At 39.4% G+C, this 26,313-nt stretch carries 17 protein-coding genes, 1 tRNA gene and 1 pseudogene; 4 read left to right on the forward strand and 15 right to left on the reverse strand.

All coding sequences use genetic code 11. From position 1 onward, the window contains the following. Nucleotides 1–325: 325 nt before the first annotated feature. Both P4S71_RS22730 and radA read right to left on the reverse strand, forming a co-directional pair. Nucleotides 326–1,258 carry a hypothetical protein gene (locus tag P4S71_RS22730; protein WP_008137433.1) on the reverse strand — a complete coding sequence of 311 codons (933 nt, stop codon included), beginning with the start codon at nt 1,256–1,258 and terminating at the stop codon, nt 326–328. A gap of 87 nt (nt 1,259–1,345) precedes the next feature. Further along, a complete protein-coding gene (radA, locus tag P4S71_RS22735) occupies nt 1,346–2,731 on the reverse strand; it encodes a DNA repair protein RadA (RefSeq protein ID WP_008137434.1) in 1,386 nt (461 codons plus the stop codon). A gap of 355 nt (nt 2,732–3,086) precedes the next feature. Between radA and P4S71_RS22740 the strand changes: the two genes are divergently transcribed. Then, nucleotides 3,087–5,564: a PilZ domain-containing protein gene (locus P4S71_RS22740; RefSeq protein ID WP_096793602.1), complete on the forward strand. Its 2,478-nt coding sequence runs from the start codon at nt 3,087–3,089 to the stop codon at nt 5,562–5,564. Nucleotides 5,565–5,583: 19 nt separating this feature from the next. Here P4S71_RS22740 and serB read toward each other — a convergent pair whose 3' ends face one another. Next, nucleotides 5,584–6,612, reverse strand: a complete 1,029-nt coding sequence (gene serB, locus P4S71_RS22745; RefSeq protein WP_007377808.1) for a phosphoserine phosphatase SerB — start codon at nt 6,610–6,612, stop codon at nt 5,584–5,586. Between the two features lie 148 nt (nt 6,613–6,760). Here serB and P4S71_RS22750 point away from each other — a divergent pair, with 148 nt between their 5' ends. Further along, nucleotides 6,761–7,381, forward strand: a complete 621-nt coding sequence (locus P4S71_RS22750; protein ID WP_008137440.1) for an AhpA/YtjB family protein — start codon at nt 6,761–6,763, stop codon at nt 7,379–7,381. Here P4S71_RS22750 and P4S71_RS22755 read toward each other — a convergent pair. From P4S71_RS22755 to prfC, 4 genes and pseudogenes are all read right to left on the reverse strand, one after another. Next, nucleotides 7,348–8,114: pseudogene (locus tag P4S71_RS22755) on the reverse strand (TatD family hydrolase). The gene P4S71_RS22750 and the pseudogene P4S71_RS22755 sit on opposite strands and share 34 nt — an antisense overlap. A gap of 21 nt (nt 8,115–8,135) precedes the next feature. After that, the gene (gene pdxH, locus P4S71_RS22760; protein WP_010553172.1) at nt 8,136–8,774 is read right to left on the reverse strand and encodes a pyridoxamine 5'-phosphate oxidase; all 639 of its coding nucleotides are present in this window, start codon (nt 8,772–8,774) and stop codon (nt 8,136–8,138) included. 278 nt (nt 8,775–9,052) lie between these two features. Next, nucleotides 9,053–10,795 (reverse strand): arginine--tRNA ligase, encoded by a 1,743-nt coding sequence (gene argS, locus P4S71_RS22765; protein ID WP_337151584.1) that lies wholly within the window; start codon nt 10,793–10,795, stop codon nt 9,053–9,055. Between the two features lie 60 nt (nt 10,796–10,855). Further along, a complete protein-coding gene (gene prfC, locus P4S71_RS22770) occupies nt 10,856–12,445 on the reverse strand; it encodes a peptide chain release factor 3 (RefSeq protein WP_007377813.1) in 1,590 nt (529 codons plus the stop codon). Nucleotides 12,446–13,004: 559 nt separating this feature from the next. Here prfC and P4S71_RS22775 point away from each other — a divergent pair. Then, complete coding sequence (locus P4S71_RS22775; protein WP_337151585.1) at nt 13,005–15,671, forward strand: ATP-binding protein; 2,667 nt, start codon at nt 13,005–13,007, stop codon at nt 15,669–15,671. 17 nt (nt 15,672–15,688) lie between these two features. Here the strand turns inward: P4S71_RS22775 and rimI are convergent, their stop codons facing one another. The 5 genes from rimI to guaB form a co-directional block, all read right to left on the reverse strand. Then, on the reverse strand, nt 15,689–16,156 hold the full coding sequence (gene rimI, locus P4S71_RS22780; protein ID WP_337120782.1) for a ribosomal protein S18-alanine N-acetyltransferase: 468 nt from the start codon (nt 16,154–16,156) through the stop codon (nt 15,689–15,691). Beyond that, nucleotides 16,143–16,508: a hypothetical protein gene (locus tag P4S71_RS22785; protein ID WP_337151586.1), complete on the reverse strand. Its 366-nt coding sequence runs from the start codon at nt 16,506–16,508 to the stop codon at nt 16,143–16,145. The genes rimI and P4S71_RS22785 overlap by 14 nt, the downstream gene beginning before the upstream one ends. A gap of 65 nt (nt 16,509–16,573) precedes the next feature. Beyond that, nucleotides 16,574–16,650, reverse strand: a tRNA-Trp gene (locus P4S71_RS22790). A gap of 155 nt (nt 16,651–16,805) precedes the next feature. Then, nucleotides 16,806–18,383 carry a glutamine-hydrolyzing GMP synthase gene (guaA, locus tag P4S71_RS22795; protein ID WP_337120703.1) on the reverse strand — a complete coding sequence of 526 codons (1,578 nt, stop codon included), beginning with the start codon at nt 18,381–18,383 and terminating at the stop codon, nt 16,806–16,808. Nucleotides 18,384–18,485: 102 nt separating this feature from the next. After that, nucleotides 18,486–19,955, reverse strand: coding sequence for an IMP dehydrogenase (guaB, locus tag P4S71_RS22800; RefSeq protein WP_337120704.1), 1,470 nt, complete (start codon nt 19,953–19,955; stop codon nt 18,486–18,488). A 147-nt stretch (nt 19,956–20,102) separates the two neighbouring features. Between guaB and xseA the strand changes: the two genes are divergently transcribed. Further along, a complete protein-coding gene (xseA, locus tag P4S71_RS22805; protein ID WP_337120705.1) occupies nt 20,103–21,437 on the forward strand; it encodes an exodeoxyribonuclease VII large subunit in 1,335 nt (444 codons plus the stop codon). Between the two features lie 24 nt (nt 21,438–21,461). Here the strand turns inward: xseA and P4S71_RS22810 are convergent, their stop codons facing one another. From P4S71_RS22810 to P4S71_RS22820, 3 genes are all read right to left on the reverse strand, one after another. Then, entirely contained in the window at nt 21,462–22,106 is a 645-nt protein-coding gene (locus P4S71_RS22810; protein WP_007377820.1) for a hypothetical protein, read from the reverse strand. Nucleotides 22,107–22,122: 16 nt separating this feature from the next. Continuing rightward, the gene (gene cysE / locus P4S71_RS22815; RefSeq protein WP_033038052.1) at nt 22,123–22,941 is read right to left on the reverse strand and encodes a serine O-acetyltransferase; all 819 of its coding nucleotides are present in this window, start codon (nt 22,939–22,941) and stop codon (nt 22,123–22,125) included. A gap of 351 nt (nt 22,942–23,292) precedes the next feature. Then, a complete protein-coding gene (locus P4S71_RS22820) occupies nt 23,293–26,175 on the reverse strand; it encodes a M16 family metallopeptidase (RefSeq protein ID WP_337151587.1) in 2,883 nt (960 codons plus the stop codon). Nucleotides 26,176–26,313: the final 138 nt, after the last annotated feature.

Here is a 26,313-nt window from a genome sequence, read left to right on the forward strand (position 1 = left end):
ATTAAAAACACGCGTTACATGTGCGCGATGTAAAATCGCACCTACCGCTTGGGTATATATAATTTTGTAGGTGAGGTTTTATACCTCGCTTTTACATATTAAAAACACGTTACATGAGCGCGATGTAAAATCGCACCTACCGCTTGGGTATATATAATTTTGTAGGTGAGGTTTTATACCTCGCTTTACATATCTAAATATATTAAATAACACCGTTTAAAATAAAAACCTCAAGGCACAAAAAAGCGCGAGTAAAACTCACGCTTAAATCATTTAAATTGAACTATCAACACCTTTTCGCTTCACTGACAGCTCAACGCGATTATTAATCACCTTTTACTTCTAAATTAATAAACTTAACGAGCTCTTCAGGTTGCCCTACTAGCATCATAATGTGTTGATTAACTTCCATCATGGTTTTACCTTCAGGTAATTTTGCAGATACGCTAAATGAATTCAAACCTTTAGCAAAGCTAGTTAAAGCCTCAGCTATGTCTTGCGTTACGGGAGCTTGTTGTAACTGCTGCTGTAGCATAAGTTCCATTTTCTCTAACGTCATACCTTGCTTTTCAAGCTCACTTGATAATAAATCTTTTAGCTTACCTTGATTATTTAAGGCAAAACTAACATTGCGCGGCTCCAGTTTGCTCATTGCTTGCATAACAAGTGTTTGCTGCTGTAACTCTTGCTCGTAAGTCAGAGGTTGATTACCGGCTTCTTGTTGCGCCTTACTAATAGCCAATGACGCATCCATTAATGCTTTTGAATTAGCTAAGCCCATATCCATATTAAAACTAACAATATCTTTTGCATCTAATTTAACAACCACATCACTGTTGCCCGACTGTTCGTCGTAATCAAGCGATGAGTGTAAGTCATAGCTTGCCGATGCTAACATTTCGTTCGTATCTGCTGGTAATTTTGCGGCAAAGTCTTTATCAAACTGGAAGCTTTTTACATCAAACGATGTATGAGGCGAAATATTATCCGGATCGTAACCCGTTATTTCAATACTTTGAATCTTAGCAACATTGTCACCCTCAGGGCTTATTACTTCCATATTTGTTATTTCTACGCTTTTTGAAATAACACTTGCTGATAAACCAGCATATTTAAATATAGCGCCCGTTTGCTCACTTACTAAAGCAAGTTGCTTATCTACTTCTGCACGCACTTCTTGTGTTGCTACGTAATTTGCATAACTTACACCACCAACACCTGCTGCAACAATAGCGGCAACTATAACTAATTTTTTCATGTTATCTCCTTATTTAATTCTTAATATAAAATGGTCTTAACTCAAGAGTAACACTGATGAACATTACCGGTTAAGCGTTTTTGCTGGCTAGTTAATTAAACTAAGTAACTCATGCACTGTTTTTACTGGGGTAATTTTAGCACCCAACCCTTCCATGGATTTATGATAATTACGAAATGGAATAAATATTTCAGTAAAACCATGTTGTGCTGCTTCTTTAACGCGCGGTACACCACTATCAATTGGACGTACATCGCCGTTCAAGCTAAGTTCCCCCATAATACACGTGGTACGAGGTACAACAAATTCATTTAAACTACTAAGTAATGCGGTAACTAACGCCAAATCAATACAGGTTTCTGACTCATCAATTCTTAAACCACCTACTATATTGAAAAACGTATCGTGAAATATTTTAGTTTTAGTGTGCTTGCGCAATATACCGGTCAGCATTTTTATACGATTCATATTTAAACCAACGCAAACACGCTGCGGAAATTCCGCCTCAGTTTCGGTGGTTAAACATTGAATTTCGAGTAATAAATTACGATTTCCTTTACGAATACAAGTAATTGTAGACCCAGGGGAATCGGTGGTTGAACCCGATAAAAATATTTCGCTTGGGTTATCAACACTTAACATACCGCGTTCGCACATTTTAAAAATGCCCACAGTATCAATATCACCAAAGCGATTTTTATTGGCTCGCAAAGTACGAATTTGCCCATCGTTGGTGTCAATATGTAAAAGCGCATCCACTATATGCACCAAAGTCTGCGGGCCAGCTATTTCGTTATTCTTATTTACATGAGCAATAATGAACATGGTGACATCATTTTGCTTACAATATTGAGTCAATGCTTGTGCGGCACTCTTTACTTGCGAAGGCGAGCCTGGGCTACCATTAGCGGTATCGGTTACAACAGCTTGAATAGAGTCGATTACAGCAAACTTAATTTTATTCTTCTCAAGCTCATCAATAATTGTTTCAACGCTTGTTTCTGAAAGTAAATAAAGCTCGTCCGGGTTGTAGTTTAACTTTAAACGGTTAACCCTGTTTTTAAACTGTGATAAAGACTCCTCTGCCGTACAGTAAAGTGATGGCATACGCTGTGACATCCTAGCCACTAAATCAGACAGCAATGTAGTTTTACCAGCGCCAGGGTCGCCAGAGATTATATTAACCGACCCAGTTGTGACACCACCGCTTAGCACACGATCGAGTTCGCCGATTTCAGTTAGCTGTTTTTCAGCCTCTGTTGTAGTAATGTCATTAATTTTTTTAGAGCCGCCACCAATACCACCAGCATAACCGCCTACACTTGCTCGCACTGCCGCTTTTTTACTATGCCCTGCTGAAGGTTTAAATTCTGCTAATGTGTTCCATGCACCGCAGCGGCATTGACCTTGCCAACGTTGGTAGTTCATGCCACATTCAGTACAAACAAACTCTACTTTTGCCGCTTTTGCCATTAATAACCTTACCTACTATTCTTTAATTTTTAAAATACTTACTATTAAATGATTATCTTGCCATTCCACGCTTTTTCTCAGCAACGATTTTTACCTGTGAAAAACCTAGCATCACAATCATTAAATACAATTCTGTTTTTATTCCCTGTAATTTAGGGCATACTTTTTGCTTTGAAATAATTTAAAGTAACTTGCCAAAAAAATGGCATTTAACACATAATAACAAGAGCTAAACTGTAGTTACTCAAATAACCGTACCTATATTAATAACATAGAATGGTTTAACGTTTATTTTTTTAATAAATAGACTCAACAGTATACCTACTTTTTCAATTAGACGGTGATGGTTTTATAAATGGCTGATGACATAATGCTCAAACACGAAGACCTCGTGAATGAGCTAAAACAATATTTAGGTAACACCAAGTTTGACATGATTTTCAAATCAAAAACGGCAGAGCTTACAAAGCCTGAACAATTTTTGATGAAAATGGAGATGTCACGCTTATCTCAGCCTGTTGCCCGATTTGTTGATTTACGCGGTTTAGTTACCGGACATGTAAAGCCCTATGAGCACAATGGCAAACAGCACTTTATGGATGATACTGCCATTGAGGTTTTTGAAAAAGCTTTAGAACAACATGGTGAGTACACGTTAGCCGTTTACGAAGCAGTAATGAATACTGAGAATAATCATCGTGTGTTACAAAAAAAGGCTATAGAAAAGGCTGAATTACCAGAACTAGATGACTCGTTAGATACAGATGTCATTAAATTTGCCTCTTATGAGAGTCGCCGTGAAGAGCGGATGAACTACTCAATAAAAGTCACTATTACCTACGATGACAAGAAAAACATTGCGGCAAGTACCTCTGACATTTCTCTTAGTGGCTGTAAAGTAAAGCTCGTTACCCGCCATATTTTAAAGAAAGGTCAACTCATCGCAATGCGTTTAGTCGGGCTTGAGCAAGACTTTGAGCTAGGCTTAAAAAACGGTATTCAATACGAAGTAGTGGCTGTGGAAAATATATCTCGTGAATACAACCACATTCGTTTAAAGCGTACTTATGTAGAAAATAATGAAGCATTTGATCGCTTTTTAAAGAGCTTTATTCATGGCAATAAACGCCGTTATAAAGTCAACCTTGATAACACTCTTGATGCTGTCGTTTCAAAAGGCTATGAGCAATATTACATTCCGCGAGTAACTTCTTTATATGTATTTTTAAGCAAAAAAGATGATCACTATTACCCAAGCTTGAGCTTAACAACAGAAAATAATATTTTTATTCAGCGCTATTTTACTGACGAAAGAGCAATCCCTTGCTTGTACAATGTACTCAATCACCAGCGTATAACCCAATTGCTAACGCAAACAACGGCCGTTAAAGAAGATTATCTATATACTTTTACGCATGTATCCTCAGGTAAAATTTACTATTATTCTGCAACACGTAGTGAACTTGAAAAAACGCCTGAGTTGAGCAGTTTATTTTTAAGTTTTGGCAGTCAAAAAGAAAGTTGGCAATGTTTTAAACTTCAAATCATGCCTACTCACCCAGACGATTCGTACATTCCACTTTCTTTACCCAATAGTGCTGGTGAAAACATTGAAAAGCTTAATAAGCCGCCTTCGCCTCGCGTTGAAGGGCTAGTAAAAGATGTAAAGTACATTGTTGTTTTAACAAGTATTGGTAATGCTGTAGAACAAGAGCAGTATAAAAAATTAAATTATGATAAAGCACTTGTTAATCAGCTTAAACATTTTGGTCATGCTAAACATCAAACACCACCTTATTTAGATATTGTTGCACTTGAATATGTAAATTTACGTTCGCATAAGCGCTATCTATATAAAACAGCAGCAAAAGTAACCTTAGGTGACATTACCTTTAGTGGCTACACGCGTGACTTTTCTGTAATGGGCTTACAACTTGAGTGCGAGCAACCCATCACCTTTAAAAAAGGTGACATTATTTTATTATCATTTCCTGACTTGCAAAAAATAACTAAAAAGCACCAACTTAGTGAATTAAAATATGAAGTAATGGCAATTGGTAAATCGTTTACTACCATTAACTTAAAAGCAAGTCGGGTATCTGACTTCCCTCATGCTGGCGTTACCTTTTTCACTCAGTTAATTGAAAACAACAAAGACAAACTTAAAGTATCTGAAGAAGCACCTAAAGTAGAAGGCTTATCTACCGCGCTTAGAAACATGGTTACAAAAAGCGTATGTCAATTTCCATTATACTTACATAAAGAAGCTGCTCATTTTAAAACGGGAGCCATTGGTTTTGGTTTATACGCTAGCCCGTTACATGTGATTTTACAAAACTTTGGGCTGCTGAGTAATAAAACAGACTTATCTAGTATATTGACAGATGAGCAAATAATTAATGTAATTTCGCCGCATATTAAAGATAGAAGCCGCCAAGATCCTCCTCTGGCATTTACAATCGCTATTAATTTTGATCCCCGCAAAGGAGATATCAAAGAGGCTATTACAAGCCAATGTGTTCTAGGTGAAGACTACAGCGGCTTTGAGAAACAAATTAGCCAAGGTATTAAATCGGATCTAATTTTTGTGATGCGTTTATATTTATCACGTACGGGACGTCCTGATACCGATTACTTATCTAACGAATTAAAATATGTAAGCCAATACGCTATGCATAAAGCAAAAGATTTGGAAAAAGCATTATGGTCTGTAGCAGGCGTAGGTGACGTAGTAGATATTACTGAAGAAGCGCTTAGCCACCTAGACCTCAATCAACAACAAATTGAGCAAATGGGACGTCGTAAACTTATTTGGTTAAACCGCTTACGTTAACCGGTTTAACCTAATCTATTTAAAAAGTAGGCTCTTCTCCTAACGGAATAGCCAACATATACAACAATTGCAATAATGATCCTTGGCAAATAGCAGCTTGTGCCTGCTCAACTACTTTAGGTTTACCATGTACAGCAACACCTAGGCCTGCTTTAGCCATCATGACTAAATCATTTGCACCATCACCGATAGCAACCGTTTGTATTTTTTCAAGTCCTAGCTTTTGTTGAAGCATCTCTAAAACAACCGCTTTTTGCTGTGCATCGACAATTGTACCCAGTACTTTACCCGTTAGTTTATCGCCTTCAAATTCAAGTACATTAGCATGAACTTCATCTAAATGAATAAGCGCTTGTACACGTTCTGCAAACGGTACAAAACCACCTGATGCGATAGCTAAGTACCAGTTATGTTGTTTTAAAATTTGGCAAAGCACTTTAATACCTGGCATGAGTGGTAATGTATTTTTAAGCTCTTCAATCAAGCTTTTTTCAATACCAGCCAGTTTAGCGACACGTTGATTTAAGCTTTCGCTAAAGTCGAGTTTACCTGCCATCGCGAGTGCTGTAACCGACGCTACTTCGTCATACACATTGGCCAAACGCGCTATTTCATCAATACATTCAATGGTAATCGCCGTTGAGTCCATATCCATAACCAACAAACCAGGCTCATAAAGGTTAGGAGGTGTGGCTACTTGTACTAACTGGCAATCAAGCGTACTTGAAAACGTTTGAAGCTCTAACGGGTTTATAGCTTGCTCTGCATTTTGCGTATAAAAGCACAGTGCGGGGGCTAGCCCTAAATCAGGTTGATACTGGCATATAGCTGTAACTATTTGGTTATGCTTAGCTAAAAAATCAATAATGCTAGTCACATGGCTTGTGTTAAAGTCACCTGCAAATGCGATACTAAATAATCCCAGCTGTTTATTTGGAACATTATTAAGCGGTAAAAAAGTACAATCCTGATAACTAAACCATTGATTTAAAGTTAACATTGATAATGATTGATCAGTATTAAGCTGTGCCATGCTCGTTTGCGCCATGAGATCTCCGTATTTATTTTTATTTTCCTGATATAAACTAATTGATGTAGGTATTATTAGCGCTAAATTCGCCATCAGGTGAGGTTTAAGGTTATAGTGCTAGTTGTAACATCAAATCAAAATCCTGTCAGCAGCATATACGGTGACTATGAAAAATAACCATCTTAAAAATCCTATATCGGCTTCTCAAAGAAAGCGGCTTGTGCGCCTGTTACTTGCGGCTGCCTGTTTTGTGTTGCTAAGTTGGGTTGCTGTCAGTAGCAGTTTCCAAAGCCACCAACTGCTTTATGATAGTGCCGATAGCACTGCAAAAAGTTTAACTAAGTTTATGGCTTTGAATGTAAAAACACCTTTAATCGAAAAAAACAAACCACAGCTAAATACAATTTGTAACGATATAAGCAAAGATGAATTTGTACTTTCGGCAACTATTTACGATCAACAAGGTATTTTAATAGCCAGTAGCGATAACTGGCAATCGCATCATATTTTTGGCCAACTTCCTGATTCAACACCAGGTATTAGCAAATTAAAAACCCCCTTTGTAGAGCCTGTGATAAGTGATGATGATCGTCCACTTGGGTTTGTGTCAGTTACGTATTTAACACGAGCAGCAATTGCCGACAGTCATAATCATTTTCATGATTTAGGTCGCCAAGTACTTTTAATGCTAGTGATTGCCTGCATTTTCACGTGGCAATTAGGGCGAGGCTTAAAACGTTGGCAGGTTAATCGCTACATGCAAAAAACATCTGAGCAAGAATCATAAAGTAGCTTAGCAAGCGTCTCTCTCTTACTGTGTGGCTTTAAATCACACAATGCATTAAATACATCGGGTATATGCAATGGCGTGTTAACTTCACCTTGATAGCCGCTTAAAGGCATTGAGGGAGAATCTGTTTCTAGCACTAAATTTTCTGGCTCGATAGCAGCAATAACGGCGCGTGTTTTAACTGCGCGCTCATAGGTAATAACACCACCTACTCCTAGCTTAAAGCCCTGTTTGATATAGTACTGCGCTTGTTGGATTGAACCTGAAAATGCATGAATTACCCCCCATTTTTTGGCTTACAACGTTTAAACGATTGCGCAATTAAATCATGGCTTTGCCTATGATGCACAATGAGCGGCAAGTTAAGCTTGTTTGATAGCTCTATTTGCTGTTCAAATAAATAAGTTTGTTTGCAGAGGTTTTCAATACTTCTATCAAGCCCACACTCACCAATGGCCACCAGCTGATGCGTATTTGTAGTTGCAAACTCAAACAACGCTTCAATGTGAGATTCTTCATGCTGTTTTAAAAAATAAGGATGGAGCCCTGCCGCTATTTTTATACTTGGATAGGTTGCTTTGAGCTCTATGAGGGCATGCGATTGAGCAAGGGTAATGCCTGGCACAATAAACTGATTAACTCCCTTTGCTACACACTCTCTTATGAGAGATTCACGATTTGAATCAAACTCACTAAAATCGAGATGGCAATGAGAGTCAATAAATTGCACAGTTACTTACTCATCTATTTATTAAGGATTTAAGCGCGTAATTTGCCAGCTATTATCTGCTTGGCGCTGATATATAAAGCGGTCATGCAAACGATGTGCTCCACCTTGCCAAAACTCAATTTTAGTGGGCACTACACAATATCCGCCCCAAAAATCGGGAAGTGGAATTTCACCTTTAGCAAACTTGTTTTTCATATTGGCAAAGGTTTCCATGAGTACTTTTCGTGATGACACCGGACGACTTTGCGCTGATGCCCACGCGGCTAATTGGCTTTCTTTAGGACGAGATAAAAAGTACTTAGCCACAGCAGAAGTTGGTAATGGTTTAGCCTCGCCATATACAATAACTTGGCGTTCCATGTGATGCCACGGAAAGTGCAGCGATATCTTATTATTACCTTTAAGCTCTTGCGCTTTACGCGAACCTGTATTGGTAAAAAACACAAAGCCGTTATCATCCAAATGCTTTAAAAGCACTATGCGCTGTGAAGGTTGACCGGTTTCATCAACAGTTGCTACAACCATCGCTGTTGGATCAGGTAATTGGCTTGCTACTGCATGCTCAAGCCATGTTTCAAACTGCTTGAATGGGTCATCTTGCAAGTTATCTTCGCTTAACGCGTCTTGCAGGTATTCACGGCGGATATCTTCGAGTTTCATAACAAATCCTTTAAATAAAGCCTTAGAAAAGAGCTTAGAGTAGCGAGCTTAAAACATTAGATGTTGAGCAGTAACAAATATTAAGATTCAGGTGTATCGTTGGGTTGGGTTTCACTCAACCCAACCTACAACGTAAACTACACAACTCAGATATCTGCAAGTGTAGGAGTGCTAGCAAGGCGGTAAAACTATTTATGCCAAGGAGCATACGGTTTGTTGTATGTGACTTAGGCTAAATAGTTTTACCAACGCAGCTAAAGCGAACTACACGCAGCAGATTACATTTGCTCCATAACTTCAATACCTAGCAAATCCAATCCCGTTTCTAATGTTCTTGAAACCAAATTACACAGCACTAAACGGCTATCGCGCACGCTTGGCTCTACGCCTTCTTTAAGTACTGGGCAGGCTTCGTAAAATGTCATGTATAAGCTTGCAAGCTCATATAAGTAACCACATAGTACGTGCGGTGTTGCTTCGCTGATCATTAAATCAAGGACTTCTTCAAGCTGTAGTAGCTTAAGTGCTAGTGCTTTTTCTTGAGGCTCAACAATTGCAACATCTGAATTTAATGTAGCTGCATCAACGCCTGATTTACGAAAAATACTGCGTATACGTGTATAAGCATATTGTAAGTAAGGAGCGGTTGCGCCTTCAAAGCTTAGCATGCTGTCCCAGTTAAAAATGTAATCGCTGGTGCGATGCTTAGAAAGATCGGCGTATTTAACTGCACCAATACCTACTTTACGGGCAATCTCGCTGCGCTCAGAATCACTTAAATCAGACTCACGTTCAGCTAGTTTTGCGGCTGCACGGTTAATTGACTCTTCTAATAAATCAGCAAGTTTTACTGTGCCGCCAGTACGTGTTTTAAATGGTTTGTTATCGGCGCCCATCATGGTGCCAAACGGGCAAAACTCGTAGCTTGTTTCGTCTCGTAATAAACCAGCTTTACGCGCTGTTAGCTCTACTTGGTTAAAGTGTAGATTTTGACGTGCATCTACAAAAATTAAGATGCGATCAGCACCTAATTTATTTGAACGGTAGTCACATGCAGCTAAATCTGTTGTTGCATATAAAAAACCACCGCCAGATTTTTGTACGATAAACGCTGATGGCTCGCCATCTTTGTTGGCAAGCTCATCTAAAAATACCACTTGCGCGCCTTGCGACTCAACGGCAATATTTTTATCTTTAAGTAGGCTAATAATATCGTTAAGCTCTGCGTTATATGCGCTTTCAGCCATAATATCGGCTTGAGTAAGCGTTACATTTAAGCGCTTGTATACTTCTTCAGAGTGTTTAACTGAGGTGGCTATAAATAGTTTCCAAAGCTTTTCACAGTGCGTATCGCCGCCTTGTAGTTTAACAACATAGTCACGTGCTTTATCTGCAAAGCCTTCTTCATCGTCAAAACGTTTTTTAGCATCGCGATAAAAGGTTTCTAAATCAGCAAGTGCTACAGAATCTAAATCAACACCTTGGCTAATTTGATCTTCTAAATGCGCGATTAACATACCAAATTGCGTGCCCCAATCACCCATGTGATTTTGACGTACAACCGTATCGCCTCTAAATTCAAGCGCACGCACAATTGAGTCACCAATAATGGTTGAACGTAAATGGCCTACGTGCATTTCTTTAGCTAGGTTTGGTGATGAGTAATCAACAACCACTTTTTGTGGCTTAGCGTGCTCGTTTACAGCAAGCTTTGCATCACTGTTAGCGGCTTGTACGCTTTGCGCTAAAAACTCAGGCTTTAAATGAATATTAATAAAACCTGGGCCTGCAATTTCAGTCTTTTGAGCAATATCGCTTACATCAAGGTTATCTATAATTTTTTGCGCAAGCTCACGTGGGTTGCTTTTCATTTTTTTAGCCGCGCCCATTGCTGCATTAATTTGGTAATCACCAAATTGTGGACGTGTGCTTTGCGTTACTGCTGGGTTTGTATCTTCAGGTAAGCCTGCACCAACCATAGCTGCAACGGCTTTTTCGATTAAAATAGTACGAATATTCATATTTTTTTACCTTTGTAAGCCCGCCAAAGCAGGCTTTCAGTTAACTGTAGTCAGTCGATTCTAGTTTTCGCGTGTATGGCTAAACGTTACTTCAGGGTATCGCTCTACCGATAAGTTAAGATTTACACGGCTAGGCGCAATGTAAGTTAAGTTATCACCGCCATCGAGTGCTAAATTACTTTCGCACTTGCGCTTAAAGTCTTCAAACTTTTTCACATCGTCGCTACTTACCCAACGCGCTGTATTTACGTTTACACCTTCGTAAATAGCATCTACGTTATATTCGGCTTTTAAGCGCGCTACAACTACATCAAACTGAAGTACACCTACCGCGCCCACAATTAAATCGTTGTTTATAAGCGGTCTAAATACTTGCACAGCACCTTCTTCAGAAAGCTGTACTAAGCCTTTTAATAATTGCTTTTGCTTAAGCGGATCGCGAAGACGAATACGGCGGAATAATTCAGGCGCAAAGTTAGGGATACCACTAAATTTAAGTTTTTCGCCTTGCGTGAATGTATCACCAATTTGAATAGTTCCGTGGTTATGCAAACCAATAATGTCGCCGGCGTAAGCGTCAGCTGCGCGCTCGCGGTCGCCCGCCATAAAGGTTACCGCATCAGAAATGCTCACTTGCTTGCCAATTCGCACGTGATTCATCTTCATGCCTTGGCTGTACTTACCCGATACAATACGCATAAATGCAATACGGTCACGGTGCTTTGGATCCATGTTGGCCTGAATTTTAAATACAAAACCAGTAAAGTTTTCTTCAGTTGCAACAATAAGTCTGTCTTCTGTTTCGCGTGGTAATGGCGTTGGCGCCCATTTAGTTAAACCATCTAACACGTGGTCAACACCAAAGTTACCAAGTGCTGTACCGTAATAAACTGGCGAAAGCTCACCGGCTAAAAACAGATCTAAATCAAATTCGTTTGATGCGCCAATAACAAGCTCAAGCTCATCGCGTAATTGCGCAGCTAAATCTTCACCAATGGCAATATCAAGCTCTGGGTTATCAAGACCTTTAATGGTACGAACTTCTTGAATTTTATGACCCTGACCTGTTTTGTATAAAACAGCTTCGTCATTATGAATGTGGTAAACACCTTTGAACTCTTTACCACAGCCAATTGGCCAAGTGATGGGGGCACAGGCAATATTTAGCTCTGTTTCAACTTCGTCCAGCACTTCCATTGGGTCGCGAATATCACGATCACATTTGTTCATAAAGGTAACAATAGGCGTGGTACGCAGGCGTGTAACTTCCATTAACTTGCGGGTACGGTCTTCTACACCTTTTGCTGCATCAATAACCATTAAACACGAATCTACCGCTGTTAATGTGCGGTAAGTATCTTCAGAGAAGTCTTCGTGCCCTGGAGTATCAAGTAAGTTAACAAGTGCGTTGTTATATGGAAACTGCATTACAGAGGTAGTAACAGATATACCACGCTCTTTTTCCATTTCCATCCAGTCAGACTTAGCATGCTGGTTAGAACCACGGCCTTTTACAGTACCAGCTCGTTGAATAGCTTGTCCGAATAACAATACTTTTTCGGTGATGGTTGTTTTACCAGCATCTGGGTGAGAGATGATAGCAAAGGTTCGTCGTTTATTAATTTCGCTAAGGAGATTTTGATCTGCCATTAAAAAGTTCTTTTAGTTTGTATACGGATATTATCCACTTTAAGTATGCTGAGCTTTCAAGGCTTAAATAATAACAATTGCATTAAATTGGTGATCTATTATAGCGATAAGTAAATAGTGCAATAACAAGGCGAAAATTATCACATAGAGTTGTTCTCTATGAATAATTTTTTAACCTAGTTAGTGAGTTATTCAATACGCTAGAATGATCATGTTTTTAATAAAATTGGTATAAAGCAACCTCGAAAGCTCAACACACCATCAGAAAAGCCCTAAATTGGCTCTTCACATGCGATCCGTTATGTTAATCGTAATTGAAAACTATTTTCGCTGATCTTGGCCTTATAAACAATCAATGGTTAGTTATTAACTGATCTTTTTATTAAAGGCCGTTGAGTTCTAAAATAAAATGCAAAGCTCGCCTCCCCATCCCCTTATTATTTTACGTAAGTTTCTTTGGTTGGTTACAGAAATTAGCCATCAAGACACCTACAGGCTTGTGTAATATAGCGGTTACGCATATTATTGATAAATTGCATGGAGGATAAGTAGTTTGGTCATGAAAACCAGTAAGTTAAGCATTCGATTATTATGGTATATAACGCCGCTTGTTATATTGCCTCTATTATTTTTAGGGGGCTTCACGCTCACGAATGTAACTAACTCCACTCAAAAACAAGCCGATCTAATAATGAGTCGTTTTGTTGAGCAACAACAACAAAAAGTATTTAACTATATAGACTCTTTTCACTCAACTACAAAGCTGCTCTCGACTTCTCCCGTACTGAGTGACTTTTTAGCAAATGATGTACGAGCTAATGGCAGTTATACACGCCAACTAGGTGCCTTAATGGATGTATTTGCCAGTTATAGCGAAGCCTATCCAGATATAGTCAGTATTAATTTAGTCTCTGAAAGCGGAAAAAGCGACGCTTATTATTCAAACAATCTGACTACAGCCCCTAAAAGTTATCCCTTTTTAAATAAAGTACTGCAAAGTAATTTAAGCCAGCAACAGTTCATGGATCAAAAATCAGACGGAACAACCAGTTTGTATTTTATTCAGCGAATTTATAGTGTTGACTACTATTTAAAACGCCCTCAACAGTTAGGCTTTATCGTTGTCCATGTTGAGCCTTCAATACTCAATACCAGTATTTTAGAGGCGCCTTATAACAATACACTTAATTTACTACTCACCAAAGATGGTAAAATTTTATTTAGTTCCGATTACAGTATGCGCGGCCAATACATTAGCGAATACGAACTAAACCGAATACATGATTTAGCTGATATTGGCACCTTGTCGACTATCGAACTATCAAGTATAGATAAAATAGAGCGCATGATTTTTGCGGTGCAAATGAGTGGCGGTTATTATTATGTTTCTACTATTCCTAAAGCTGTACTTTATCAATCTGGTAAGGCTATTAGTTTAATAACAGGCTTAATTGTTCTTATTTCGGTGATCACCCTGCCTATATTAATTTTTGTGGTTGTGCGTAACTTACTACTCAACCCTATCGAGTTATTAGGTGCAGCAAGCCACCGCGTTGGGGATGGTGATTTATCGGTGAATTTACCTGCGCATACAAATGATGAAGTAGGCATTTTATTTAACGATTTTAATCACATGGTTAACCAGATAAGACACTACCAACAACAGCTGGAAGATTATAAACATCACTTAGAAGATAAAGTAGAAAGCCGTACCAAAGCACTTGAGGCAATGAACAGCCAACTAGAGCTGGCGATTGCTCAAGCTGAACAAGCGAATCAACTTAAAAGTCGTTTTTTAGCAAATATGAGTCACGAAATACGTACACCGCTCACTGCTATTATGGGCTTTACAGAACAATTACTACACAACGATAAAATAGCGAACGATAAACAGCACCTCAGTACTATTTTACGAAATTCAAAACACTTGCTAGAACTAATCAATAACATTTTGGACTTATCTAAAATTGAGGCCGAAAAGCTTGCAGTAGATCAAGCGCCTATCAATGTAGTACAGCTCGTACATGATATTGAATCTATTATTGAACCCTTAGCAAAAGAGAAACAGCTTACTTTAAATATAAACTATGAATTACCACTGCCTCGTACCATATACAGTGATATTACGCGTTTAAAACAAATATTAATTAACGTTGCGAATAATGCAGTTAAATTTACAGAGCAAGGCAGCGTTTCTATTTGTGTACACTTTCATCAAAAAAGAAAAATGCTTGAATTTGTTGTCACAGACACCGGCATCGGAATGTCTGAAAATCAAATAAAGCGTGTATTTAAACCATTTGAGCAAGCTGATGCAACGACTACCCGTCGATTTGGCGGTACAGGGCTTGGTTTATGTATTTCCAAAAACTTGGCGCAACTACTCGGTGGTGATGTAGTACTAAAAAGTGAAATAGGTAAAGGAAGTAAGTTTTCTATTAGCGTGTCGTGTCATTTAACAGGCAGAAAACCCGCACTACAATTACTTACAGATAAAAGTCAATTAACGCCAGAAAGAGATCCACTACTATCGTTTGCAACCAACCACTTTGATGCCAATATTTTAGTGGCTGAAGACAACCCTGATAATCAACTACTAATAAAACTGCTTCTGCAAACGTGGGGCCTAGAACCCGATATAGCAAGTAATGGCGCACAAGCAGTAGAAATGGCGCTAGTTAACGACTATCAGTTAATTATTATGGATATGCAAATGCCGGTTATGGGCGGGTTAGAAGCAACTAAAATGCTACGCCACGCTGCGTACGACGGCCCTATCATCGCATTAACCGCAAACGTAATGAACCATGATATAGGCACTTATTTAGAGGCTGGTTGTGATAAAGCACTTGGTAAGCCGATTGATAAAGACGCATTAGAAAACGTACTAGTGAGTTATTTACACCTTGAAAAAGATAACCAAAATAAATGGGATAACTTATTAAAAAGTGAAAAATTCCAACAAATTGCAGACAACTACTTAGCTAATTTGCCGACTTACTTAGATGAGGTAAAAACATATCAACGTTCTGATGACTGGGAAGCACTACGAAATGTTGCCCACAGTATTAAAGGAAGTGCTGGGTGCTTTAACTTTGACGATATTTACCACAGCGCAGGCGCACTGGAAGATTCATTAAAAAATGATAACAAAATAGTTCGCGATGATCTTATAGCCGATTTAATTACCGCTATTGAAAACTCTATAAATAATAAGCAAGTATAAACAACACATGCTCGCTGTTATTGGAAACCTAAACTTAATGCCATCCCCATTAAAATAGCATCTTCAAAGCCATTTTTAGCTGGGTTGTCGCTTGGGTAGTAGTTTTTACGCACTGACATTTCTATAAAGCCAGCGTACTCATACAACGCAATTGCTCGCGAGTTAGATTCGCGTACCTCTAAAAATAAGTTTTCAGCGTTTTGTTGCTCACCGTATTCAATAAACTGAGCTAACAACTGCTTAGCAATGCCCTTGCCTTGATAACTTGGTGTTACGCAAATATCCATGAGCGTAAAATCAGGACCTGCTTTTTCACCAATATAAAAACCAACCATATTCTCATTTTCAAACGCGGCCACATTAAAATAGCGCCCACCTAAACACGAACTCATTGTATTTAACGTCCACGGATGGCTATGGCATGCTGTTTCTATTGCCATTAATTGAGGTATTGCGGTTTCGTCTACTGGTTTAAAGTTTATCAAGGTGTTCACTCATTAAAGCCCATAAAGCGCGCTTATCGGCCGTGCTGAGCTGTGGTTTTGTAAGTACTAGCTGATCGTCATTTAATTGCATCTCAGCGCTTTGTACAACGCTATTAATAGCAATTGGTAAAGCTGCACGCTTAATATCTGCAAATAATTGTTCACAAAGCACTATAGGCTCAAGTACATTGTTTTTTGGTGCAGTATCAGGCGCATGACTATCTGCCGCAACATTATCTATTAAAAGATTATCTGCAGGAATGCTATCCGCTGGAAATTTATCGGCTGGTTTAAAGTGTTTATTTAATTCGAGGTTTTCAATACCAAAAACAGCTGCGTACCGTGAATGCATAACGACTCGATGAAATTAGTAAGTAAGGTAATATAAGAATTAATAAATACGATGTAAAGAAGAAATGGCAGGGGCGGAGAGACTCGAACTCCCAACCATCGGTTTTGGAGACCGCTGTTCTACCAATTGGAACTACGCCCCTGCAATGACGAAGAATTATAGAGAAGTTTCGCTAAAGGTAAAGAGAAAAATCACTCTTTTAGTTTAACTGCTTTTTAAATAAACAAAACGGCGAATTAGCATGCTAATCCGCCGTTTTTTAATCACTTAAAATTAGTTAATTAAAACTAAAATTAATTATTCCCATTCGATAGTTGCAGGTGGTTTACCTGAAATATCGTAAACAACACGAGAAATACCATCTATTTCATTAATGATACGGTTTGAAACCACACCTAAAAACTCATACGGTAAATGTGACCAGCGCGCCGTCATAAAGTCGATTGTTTCAACACAACGAAGTGATACAACCCAATCGTACTTACGTGCATCGCCCATAACCCCTACCGATTTAACCGGCAAGAATACAGTAAACGCTTGGCTTACTTTATGGTAAAGCTCTGCTTTGTGTAGCTCTTCGATGAAAATCGCATCGGCGCGGCGTAATAAATCACAGTATTCTTTTTTGATTTCGCCAAGTACACGCACACCTAAACCTGGTCCAGGGAAAGGATGACGGTAAAGCATGTCGTACGGTAAACCAAGCTCTAGGCCAATTTTGCGTACTTCATCTTTAAATAACTCACGTAATGGCTCAACAAGGCCCATTTTCATGTCATCTGGTAATCCGCCCACATTGTGGTGAGATTTAATAACATGCGCTTTACCAGTTGCAGATGCCGCTGATTCAATTACATCTGGGTAAATTGTACCTTGCGCTAACCATTTTGCATTTTTAAGCTTTTTGGCTTGCTCATCAAATACATTAATAAACGTATGGCCAATGGCTTTACGTTTATCTTCTGGGTCTGACTTACCCGCTAGATCATTTAAAAACTGCTCTTCAGCTTCAACTTTAACAATGTTTAAGCCAAATTTATTACCAAACATGTCCATTACTTGTTGGCCTTCGTTTAAACGAAGTAACCCATTATCAACAAATACACATGTTAGCCTTTCGCCAATTGCACGGTGAATAAGCATAGCCACAACCGATGAATCAACACCACCAGAAAGGCCTAAAATAACTTCGTCATCGCCAACAGTTTCTTTAATGCGCTCAATTGCATTATCGATAATTTTTGCCGCAGTCCACAGTTTTTCACAGCCACAAATATCAATAGCAAAACGCTCTAACAAACGCTGACCTTGATGTGTGTGTGTTACTTCTGGGTGAAACTGTACGCCGTAGAAACGTTTTTCTTCGTTAGACATTGCAGCATGTGGACAAGTAGATGTTTTAGCTGTTGTTGCAAAACCAGCTGGAATATCCATTACTTTGTCGCCATGACTCATCCATACGTCGAGTATGCCGTTGCCACCATCGGTAATATGATCTTCAATTGCATCAAACAATGCACAATTACCCACTTTTTCAACTTGTGCGTAGCCAAACTCTTTTTTATCAGAGCTGTGTACACTACCACCTAGTTGAGCAGCCATTGTTTGCATGCCATAACAAATGCCTAACACAGGAACGCCTGCATTAAATACATACTCTGGAGCGCGCGGGCTGTTTTCAAGTGTTGTTGATTCTGGACCACCAGAAAGAATAATACCTTGTGGGTTGAACTCGCGGATTTGCTCTTCAGTCACATCCCATGCCCATAGTTCACAGTAAACACCAATTTCGCGGATACGGCGCGCGATTAATTGCGTGTATTGTGAACCAAAGTCTAAAATGAGAATTCGTGAATCGTGAATATCTTTGCTCATGGAGTATCTCGTAAAGTCTGATGCTAAATGTCATTTGTTAATGTAAACGACTAAAAAGAGGGCTTGCAAAGCAAGCCCAGTATATTAAATTAATTACGCGGCTTAACCTAAGCGGTAATTTGGTGCTTCTTTAGTGATTTGCACATCATGAACGTGCGACTCACCCATACCTGCTGAAGTAACACGTACAAATTGTGGTTTTGTATTTAGCTCTTCAATTGTTGCACAACCCGTTAAGCCCATAGCGCTTCGTAGGCCGCCCACTTGCTGATGAATAATCGTTGCAATTGGACCTTTGTAAGCTACGCGACCTTCAATACCTTCAGGTACTAACTTGTCTGCTTCGTTTGATTTTTGGAAGTAACGATCTGATGAACCTTCTTTTTGATCCATCGCACCTAATGAGCCCATACCGCGGTAAGACTTGTAGTAACGACCTTGGTATAATTCAACTTCACCTGGTGCTTCTTCTGTACCAGCAAGAAGAGAACCCACCATCACACACGATGCACCAGCAACAAGCGCTTTAACAATATCACCAGAAAAACGAATGCCACCATCAGCAATAACAGGAATGTCGCGACCTTTTAAGCCTTCAACAGCATCTGAAATAGCGGTAATTTGTGGAACGCCACAACCGGTAACAATACGTGTAGTACATATAGAACCAGGGCCTATACCTACTTTAACTGCATCCGCTCCCGCATCAGCTAGTGCAATCGCACCTTCTGCTGTTGCAATGTTACCTGCAATAATTTGTAAGTCTGGGTACTCTTTGCGAGTTTTAGTAACACGGTCAATAACGCCTTGAGAGTGACCATGCGATGTATCGATAAGTAAAACATCAATACCCGCCTCTACTAATGCAGCAATACGCTCATCAGTACCCGCGCCAACACTTACAGCAGCACCTACACGTAAACGACCTTGGTCGTCTTTACATGCGTCAGGTTTGTCTTGGGCTTTTTGGTAATCTTTTACTGTGATCATGCCTTTAAGTTTAAAAGCGTCGTCAACAACAAGGATTTTTTCAATGCGGTGTTCGTGCATTAAGCCTAAAATTTCTTCGCGAGCTGCGCCTTCTTTAACGGTAACAAGCTTTTCTTTTTTAGTCATAACGGTAGAAACAGGCTGTTCAAGCTTAGTTTCAAAACGCATATCACGACTAGTAACAATGCCTACAAGTACATTATTACTGTCGGTAACCGGAAAGCCTGAAAAACCTTTTTCGTGCGAAAGCTCAACTGCATCAGCAATTGTTAAATCGGCAGTCACCGTTACAGGGTAAGAAACAATACCTGCTTCGTAGGTTTTAACTTTACGTACGTTTTTCGCTTGTTCTTCGATAGTCATGTTTTTATGAATAAAACCAAGACCACCCTCTTGCGCAAGGGCAATAGCTAAACGAGCTTCTGTAACAGTATCCATAGATGCTGAAATAAGCGGCAAGTTAAGTTTGATACCACGCGTTAAGCGAGTTGAAATGTTTGCCGTGTGTGGCAAAACAGTAGAATGACCAGGTACTAAAAGTACGTCATCAAAGGTAAGAGCTTCTTTAGCGATTCTAAGCATTTTGGCAACTTCTCACATGTGGAACTACGATAAGGAATTGCGGCCAAATTTTAACAGCGTTGTTGGCATGAGTAAATAATATTTCGTAAATATTTATGATAAACTTACCTTATAACTTGCCTCATAAATAGTTTTAGGTTGTTTTTTATGTTTTCGAAGCCTTCGCAGACGGTTTACACCGTGTCACGCCTTAATAGAGAAATTCGCACATTACTTGAGCAAGGCTTTGCCTCATTAGTATTAACAGGCGAAATTTCTAATTTCATTACCCCTGCATCCGGTCATTGGTATTTTTCGCTAAAAGACGATAAAGCACAAATTAAAGCCGCAATGTGGCGCGGCAACAACCGCAACCAAAGCTACCGCCCTGCAAATGGCGCACAAGTCACAGTAAAAGCGCGTGTATCACTTTATGAACCTCGCGGTGACTACCAGCTTATTGTTGAGCATATGGAGCCGGCCGGCGAAGGTCAGCTAAAGCAAGAGTTTGATGCGCTTAAAATGCGTTTGGCCGCCGAAGGATTATTTAGCTCTGCTCACAAGCAGCCATTACCGCAAAATATTAATCGTATTGGTGTTATTACCTCAGCAACCGGCGCTGCTATAAAAGATATTTTAACGGTACTTAAACGCCGTGCGCCGCAATTAGAAGTCATTATTTACCCTGCGATGGTGCAAGGCAAAGAAGCACACCTGCATTTAATTAATCAAATTGAATTAGCTAATGCTCGTGATGAAGTAGACGTACTTATTTTAGGACGAGGCGGCGGATCACTTGAAGATTTATGGTGTTTTAACCACGAACAGCTCGCCCGCGCTATTTTTAAAAGTGAATTACCCATAGTAAGTGCGGTAGGCCACGAAATAGATACCACTATTAGCGACTATGTTGCCGATGTTCGTGCAGCAACCCCATCAGCGGCAGCTGAGCTTGTAAGCCCAAATACGCAAGAGTTACACAACAAAGTAACGCAATTAGTTAATCGTTTATCTAACGCGTTTAAGCACGGCATTGCCGACAAGCGCGCATTAGCAACGCAGTTACAACACCGCCTTAATTTATGTCATCCACGTAATCAGCTTAATCAAAAAACGCAACGTTTGGATGAGCTAAGCATTGCACTGCAACAAGCTATGCGTAATCGCTTATACCAGCAAGAACGCACACTTAATAACTTAACGCCGCGTTTAATGCGCCAATCGCCTGACAAAAAACTCGCTACAGCAAACCATATACTCACGCAATTACACGCAAGACTAAACCAAGCTATACAGCATCAATTGCAGCAAGCAAATAACAACTTGGCACTACAGGCAAGTAAATTAGATTCGGTAAGTCCGCTAAATGTTTTAGCACGCGGTTACAGCATTACAAAAAATGAAAAAAATAAAGTAGTTAAGTCAGTAAGTGATGTGAAAACCGGTGATGCACTTATTACCGAACTTGTTGATGGTGTTATACATTCTAAAGTAGTGAGCTAGCACGCTTAACTAAAATAGGAGCACTTACTCTTTGGTGCTCACTATAAATTCTATTCGCTCGTCGTTTGAGCTTGATGAGGTGATTTTAAACTGTTGCCACCAAGGTGTCGTTGCCAACTTATCATTAAGTTCACGCCACTGTGCATGGCCTTGTTCATTATTCTTATCGGCTAGTAATTCAAATTTACAGATAGTTTGTTTACAAGTTAAATAGCTTAGCTGCGCCGTATTACTTAAATCACTGATGATTAAAAAGTCAGTAAGTGCCGTTTCTATTTCGAAGCTCCACTGCGTATTTTCACTTTCACTATCAAATTTTTCATCAAGCTGCTTAGCAAAATCAGTGCCTTCTAAGCGAGTTCGCTTTAACTGCTGCTGAGCAACTTTCAGCTGTTTTGTAGCTACTGACAATTCGTTATTTAGCGCACTTATTTTCGTAATGTACTCTTTTTCCAGCGGTTGTTGAAGTGCTTTGGTTGTAGTGTTTATAGGTGATTTTTGAACTGATTTATTACCGCTTACTTCAATAATAACATCTTGACTAGCATGTATAAATTGAGCCGTTTTATCGTTAAACGGTTCATACAAATGCAAAAAGTAACCACTTGTTAATCCTACCCCCACAAAAAAGCTGAGTATCATTGCAAATAAGTTACTTTTATATGGCATTTATTTTCGCCTACTTTTATAGCATTGCACTTGTATGTGAAGCATTTTCAGGCTCAGGATTTGCTAAAAAGTTTTGGTTCATACTTTGCGCCGGACACTCACAATCCGGTCGACCAATAATTTTAGCGGGTACGCCAACAGCGGTTGTGTGTGCTGGAACATTGCTAAGTACAACAGAGCCTGCACCAATTCGTGCGCCCTCGCCCACTTCAATATTACCAAGTACTTTAGCGCCGGCGCCAATTAATACGCCCGCTCTAATTTTGGGATGACGATCGCCCTGCTCATTGCCTGTACCGCCAAGCGTTACAGATTGCAAAATTGATACGTTATCTTCTATTACCGCTGTTTCACCAATAACAATACCGGTTGCATGGTCAAACATAATGCCTTTACCCACTTTACATGCTGGGTGAATATCGACCCCAAACACTTCAGATGTTCGGCTTTGTACAAAGCGCGCTAACTCTTTACGGTTTTGTTGCCATAAGCAATTTGCTAAACGGTGCGCTTGAATAGCATGAAAACCCTTTAAGTTTAATATCACCGTAAGGTAAGTTTCAGCTGCGGGATCTCTGTCTTTTACCGCTTTAATATCCTCAGCTACATAAGTAAGCATACGATCGCACTTTACAAATGCTTGATCGAACAACTCACGAATAGTAAACGCAGATACCACCGCGTCCGCCAATTTATTAGCAACAATAAAGCTCAACGCTGAACCCAAACACTCATGATTCAAAATACATGAATACACATGACTCGCTAAAAGAGGTTCACGGGTTACGACTTCATTTGCTTCAGTACGAAGCTGTTGCCAAATTTCATGACGCATAATACTGCACTGCCTTAAATTGATATAAAAGAGCCTTTTATCAAGTCTAACGGATTTAAAGCCTAAGGTGTTAACCCCTTAGTTATTTGTTCTGGTTATTAGGTATAACCGTTTATTAAGTTTCATTATTAAATAACCTGAACTGTGGATAATAAATCTATCTCGAGCAGCTATTTTCAGCGCTAACTGCGTTGAATTTACTGAAAATCTCTGGCTAGAGAAAATAAATTTAAATACCACCATGATTCAATACGCTAGTAAATCTCTTAACCAGAGTTCAGGTTAAATAATAAAAAAGCCCCAATACTTTAAGCACCGAGGCATTATTTTAACGCTTAAAAACCACTTAAATTATTGAAATACTTTATCGACTTTCATCACTTCAATATTTTTTGCAGGAATTGCTAATTTGTAATCAGCAATCACTTTATCTTCAGCCACTAATTCGGCAGGTTTATTTGTGTTATAAATCATTGGCGATGTTTGCTGCGATGCTAAACGTTTTTGCATATCAGCGCCGTCACCAGTAATAAATACATAGTGAACATTGTCTGTTTGTAAGTTTTCTTTAATAACGCGATTAACATCAGCAAGCGTTAGCGTTTTAAGTTTGTTAGTTACGTAACTTACAAAGCTATCTGTGTTGTAAAATTCGCTATCAAGTGCGTAACCTAATTGGCGGTTTTGACTTGCCACCATTTGCGGCACAAAGTTAATTAAAAAGTTACGCGTAGCTTCAAAGTCGCCTTCGCTCATACCATTTTTAATGAGCTTATCTAGCTCAAACAAGGCGGTACGTGTTGCAAAGTGCGCATCGTTATTAGAGCGAAGCGGGCGTAACCACACTTGAAATATTTGTTCTGAGCGCCCTAGGTTTGCATCTGGCTTGGTTTGAAACATACCACGTGGAAAGTATTCAATGTATGCGTAATCGCCATAGTTCATGCCGCGAGTTTCACGAATGCGCTCATATAAAAAGCTGTTAGAACTACGGTGCTCACCAAAGTACGAACGCACAAGCCAAAGGGCTGTCCAGTCTTCGCTACTTCTAATTGTATCAATAGGAAAACCAAATGATACCGCAGTCGATTGCGCTGACTTTTCTACAATAGTTGCATGATGACCTTTAAGCGCTGGCGCATCAGGAATACTTAAACGGCTTTGCTCACCTTTTGGTAGCGTTGCAAAGTCGCTCATCATTTTAGCTTTAAGTTTTGCAGGCACAGCCCCAATTAAGCCAACCGTGAGTTTAGATTGCGTAAGCTCGCTGTTATAAAACGCTTTAACATCATCTAGCGTCAGCGCTTCTAAATCCGAAATATCACCGTAGTTGTAGCTTTCGTAAGGGTGATTTTTGTAAAGCGCACTGTATAGCACTTCTTTGCCTAGCTCTTCATCGTTAGATGCTTTCAAGCCTGACTTAATGCCATCGATCATTTCTTTTTTAAGGCGCTTAAAGTCGTCATCTCTAAAGCCTGGATTTAATAATTGATCGCTCACAAGTGTATACCACTGCGCTGCATTGTCTTTATGAATACGCCCTTGAAATGACAGCATTTCTTTATCTATTTGATAGCCAAAGCTACCCGCAAGCGGATAAAGTGCTTTTTGAATATCTTTATAGCTTGTCGCCTCTGAGCCACCTTGTGCAAGCATAGCCGCAGTTAACGCAGCAACACCTTTTTTGCCTTGTGGGTCGGCAGCCGCACCGGTATTGAATAAAAAGTTAACATCGATTAATGGCGAGCCATTGGTTTTATCAAGTACTTTAAATGCAGGCTTCGCAGGTGCTTGTTCAAGCTTTGCAGTAAGCGCATTTAAATCAACTTCTTGCTCAAAACTTGGCGCTTTATCAAGTGCCGACATTGTTAATGTGGTACGTGCGTTATCAGTAAAGTATTTATTAGCAACGGCTTTAATATCTGCGCTGGTGATGTTATCTGCCGATTTATACAGCTGGTTTATAACCTCAGGATCGCGCTCAAAATGCATGTAGCTGGCAAGGGTTGATGCAATCGCTTGCGACGAATCTAAGCCATTAATAAAGCTGTACTTAAGGTTCGATTTTAAATCACTTAGCTTTTGCTCATCAACAAGCTCAGTGCGTGCTTTTGCATAAGTGCGGTTAATAGCATCGCGTGCAGTGGCTAAATCATCTGCGTTTTCTACTTTAACAAATACGTGTAATAAACCCGGATCTTTAGTCTCTGGGTTATAGGTAAACATTTGGCTGGCAATTTGTTTGTCGACCACTAGCTCTTGATATAAATCTGAATTATTTGAAAAATAAAGCTGTGAGATTAAATCAAGTGCCGCTCTGTCTTTTTTAGCAGGTTCCCACGCAGCGCCTTTGTACGATACGAGTAACCAATGCCCTGGTAGCGCTTCATCTTGCTGGTGCAAATATTTTGGTGCTTGTTGAACAGGCTCTGCTTTAATGTCAGCAACATAGTTACCCTTTTTCCAGCTGCCCCAATGCTTTTTAACCATTGCCATTGTTGCTTGTGGGTCTACATCGCCCACTATGACAAGTGACACATATTCAGGCTTATAAAACTTAGCAAAAAACTCTTTACCATAGGCCATTTGATCTGGCATGGCTTCTATGTCTTTAAAAAAGCCCATAGTGGTGTGTTTATACGTGTGCTTATCAAACGCTTCTTCGCGTACAGCGCTTAATAATTTACGAATTGGGCTCGCGTTGTTTTTTAAGTACTCACCTTTTACCGTTTGTGCTTCGGTTCTAAATTGCTCTTCGGTGTAGGTTAAGTTTTGAAAAATATCAGCTTCAAGCTCAAGTACTTTATCAAGATGCTGCTTTGAAAAGTTTAAATGGTAATTTGTGTAATCATTTGTTGTATAAGCGCGGTTATCAACACCTGAATTTTTTAATATGTCTGAGTACACATCTTCAGGGTATTTTTTTGAGCCTTTAAACATCATGTGTTCAAAAAAGTGAGCAAAGCCTGTTTTGCCCTCTTCAACTTCGTTACGCGACCCTACCGATACCGGAATTTGCAGCGACACGACATCAGGGTAATCGGTTTTAACAACCATGACACGTAAGCCGTTTTCTAGCTCTTCAATGACATAATCTTGCGAAAAAACACGATCATCAGCTTTATTTACTTGTTCTTGTTGTGCTGTTGTTTGCGTGCTTTGGTTTTGTTGCATGGCGCAACCCGTTAACGCCAGCGATACCGCTAAGCTGGTTGCTAATAATTTAAATTTCATTGTTGTCCCTTTTTAAATTGAGCAAATTTGTTGTCAGATGTATTACTAACTCACCCTCGATTATGCCCCAAAGCCAATAAATATAAGACCCCCAAGGGGATTTATTATGTAAACAACTGTGTCAATTATAAATTATGG

The sequence above is a fragment of the Pseudoalteromonas sp. B62 genome, from assembly GCF_037162565.1.
GTDB classification, from domain to species: Bacteria; Pseudomonadota; Gammaproteobacteria; order Enterobacterales; family Alteromonadaceae; genus Pseudoalteromonas; species Pseudoalteromonas fuliginea.

Coding starts and splice junctions, on each gene's coding strand:
- prfC (WP_007377813.1), bottom strand. CDS start 12,445: ATGGCAGATCAAAATCTCCTTAGCGAAATTAATAAACGACGAACCTTT.
- radA (WP_008137434.1), bottom strand. CDS start 2,731: ATGGCAAAAGCGGCAAAAGTAGAGTTTGTTTGTACTGAATGTGGCATG.
- pdxH (WP_010553172.1), bottom strand. CDS start 8,774: ATGAAACTCGAAGATATCCGCCGTGAATACCTGCAAGACGCGTTAAGC.
- P4S71_RS22820 (WP_337151587.1), bottom strand. CDS start 26,175: ATGAAATTTAAATTATTAGCAACCAGCTTAGCGGTATCGCTGGCGTTA.
- serB (WP_007377808.1), bottom strand. CDS start 6,612: ATGGCGCAAACGAGCATGGCACAGCTTAATACTGATCAATCATTATCA.
- P4S71_RS22750 (WP_008137440.1), top strand. CDS start 6,761: ATGAAAAATAACCATCTTAAAAATCCTATATCGGCTTCTCAAAGAAAG.
- xseA (WP_337120705.1), top strand. CDS start 20,103: ATGTTTTCGAAGCCTTCGCAGACGGTTTACACCGTGTCACGCCTTAAT.
- cysE (WP_033038052.1), bottom strand. CDS start 22,941: ATGCGTCATGAAATTTGGCAACAGCTTCGTACTGAAGCAAATGAAGTC.
- P4S71_RS22810 (WP_007377820.1), bottom strand. CDS start 22,106: ATGCCATATAAAAGTAACTTATTTGCAATGATACTCAGCTTTTTTGTG.
- P4S71_RS22775 (WP_337151585.1), top strand. CDS start 13,005: ATGAAAACCAGTAAGTTAAGCATTCGATTATTATGGTATATAACGCCG.
- argS (WP_337151584.1), bottom strand. CDS start 10,795: ATGAATATTCGTACTATTTTAATCGAAAAAGCCGTTGCAGCTATGGTT.
- P4S71_RS22785 (WP_337151586.1), bottom strand. CDS start 16,508: ATGCATTCACGGTACGCAGCTGTTTTTGGTATTGAAAACCTCGAATTA.
- guaA (WP_337120703.1), bottom strand. CDS start 18,383: ATGAGCAAAGATATTCACGATTCACGAATTCTCATTTTAGACTTTGGT.
- guaB (WP_337120704.1), bottom strand. CDS start 19,955: ATGCTTAGAATCGCTAAAGAAGCTCTTACCTTTGATGACGTACTTTTA.
- P4S71_RS22740 (WP_096793602.1), top strand. CDS start 3,087: ATGGCTGATGACATAATGCTCAAACACGAAGACCTCGTGAATGAGCTA.
- P4S71_RS22730 (WP_008137433.1), bottom strand. CDS start 1,258: ATGAAAAAATTAGTTATAGTTGCCGCTATTGTTGCAGCAGGTGTTGGT.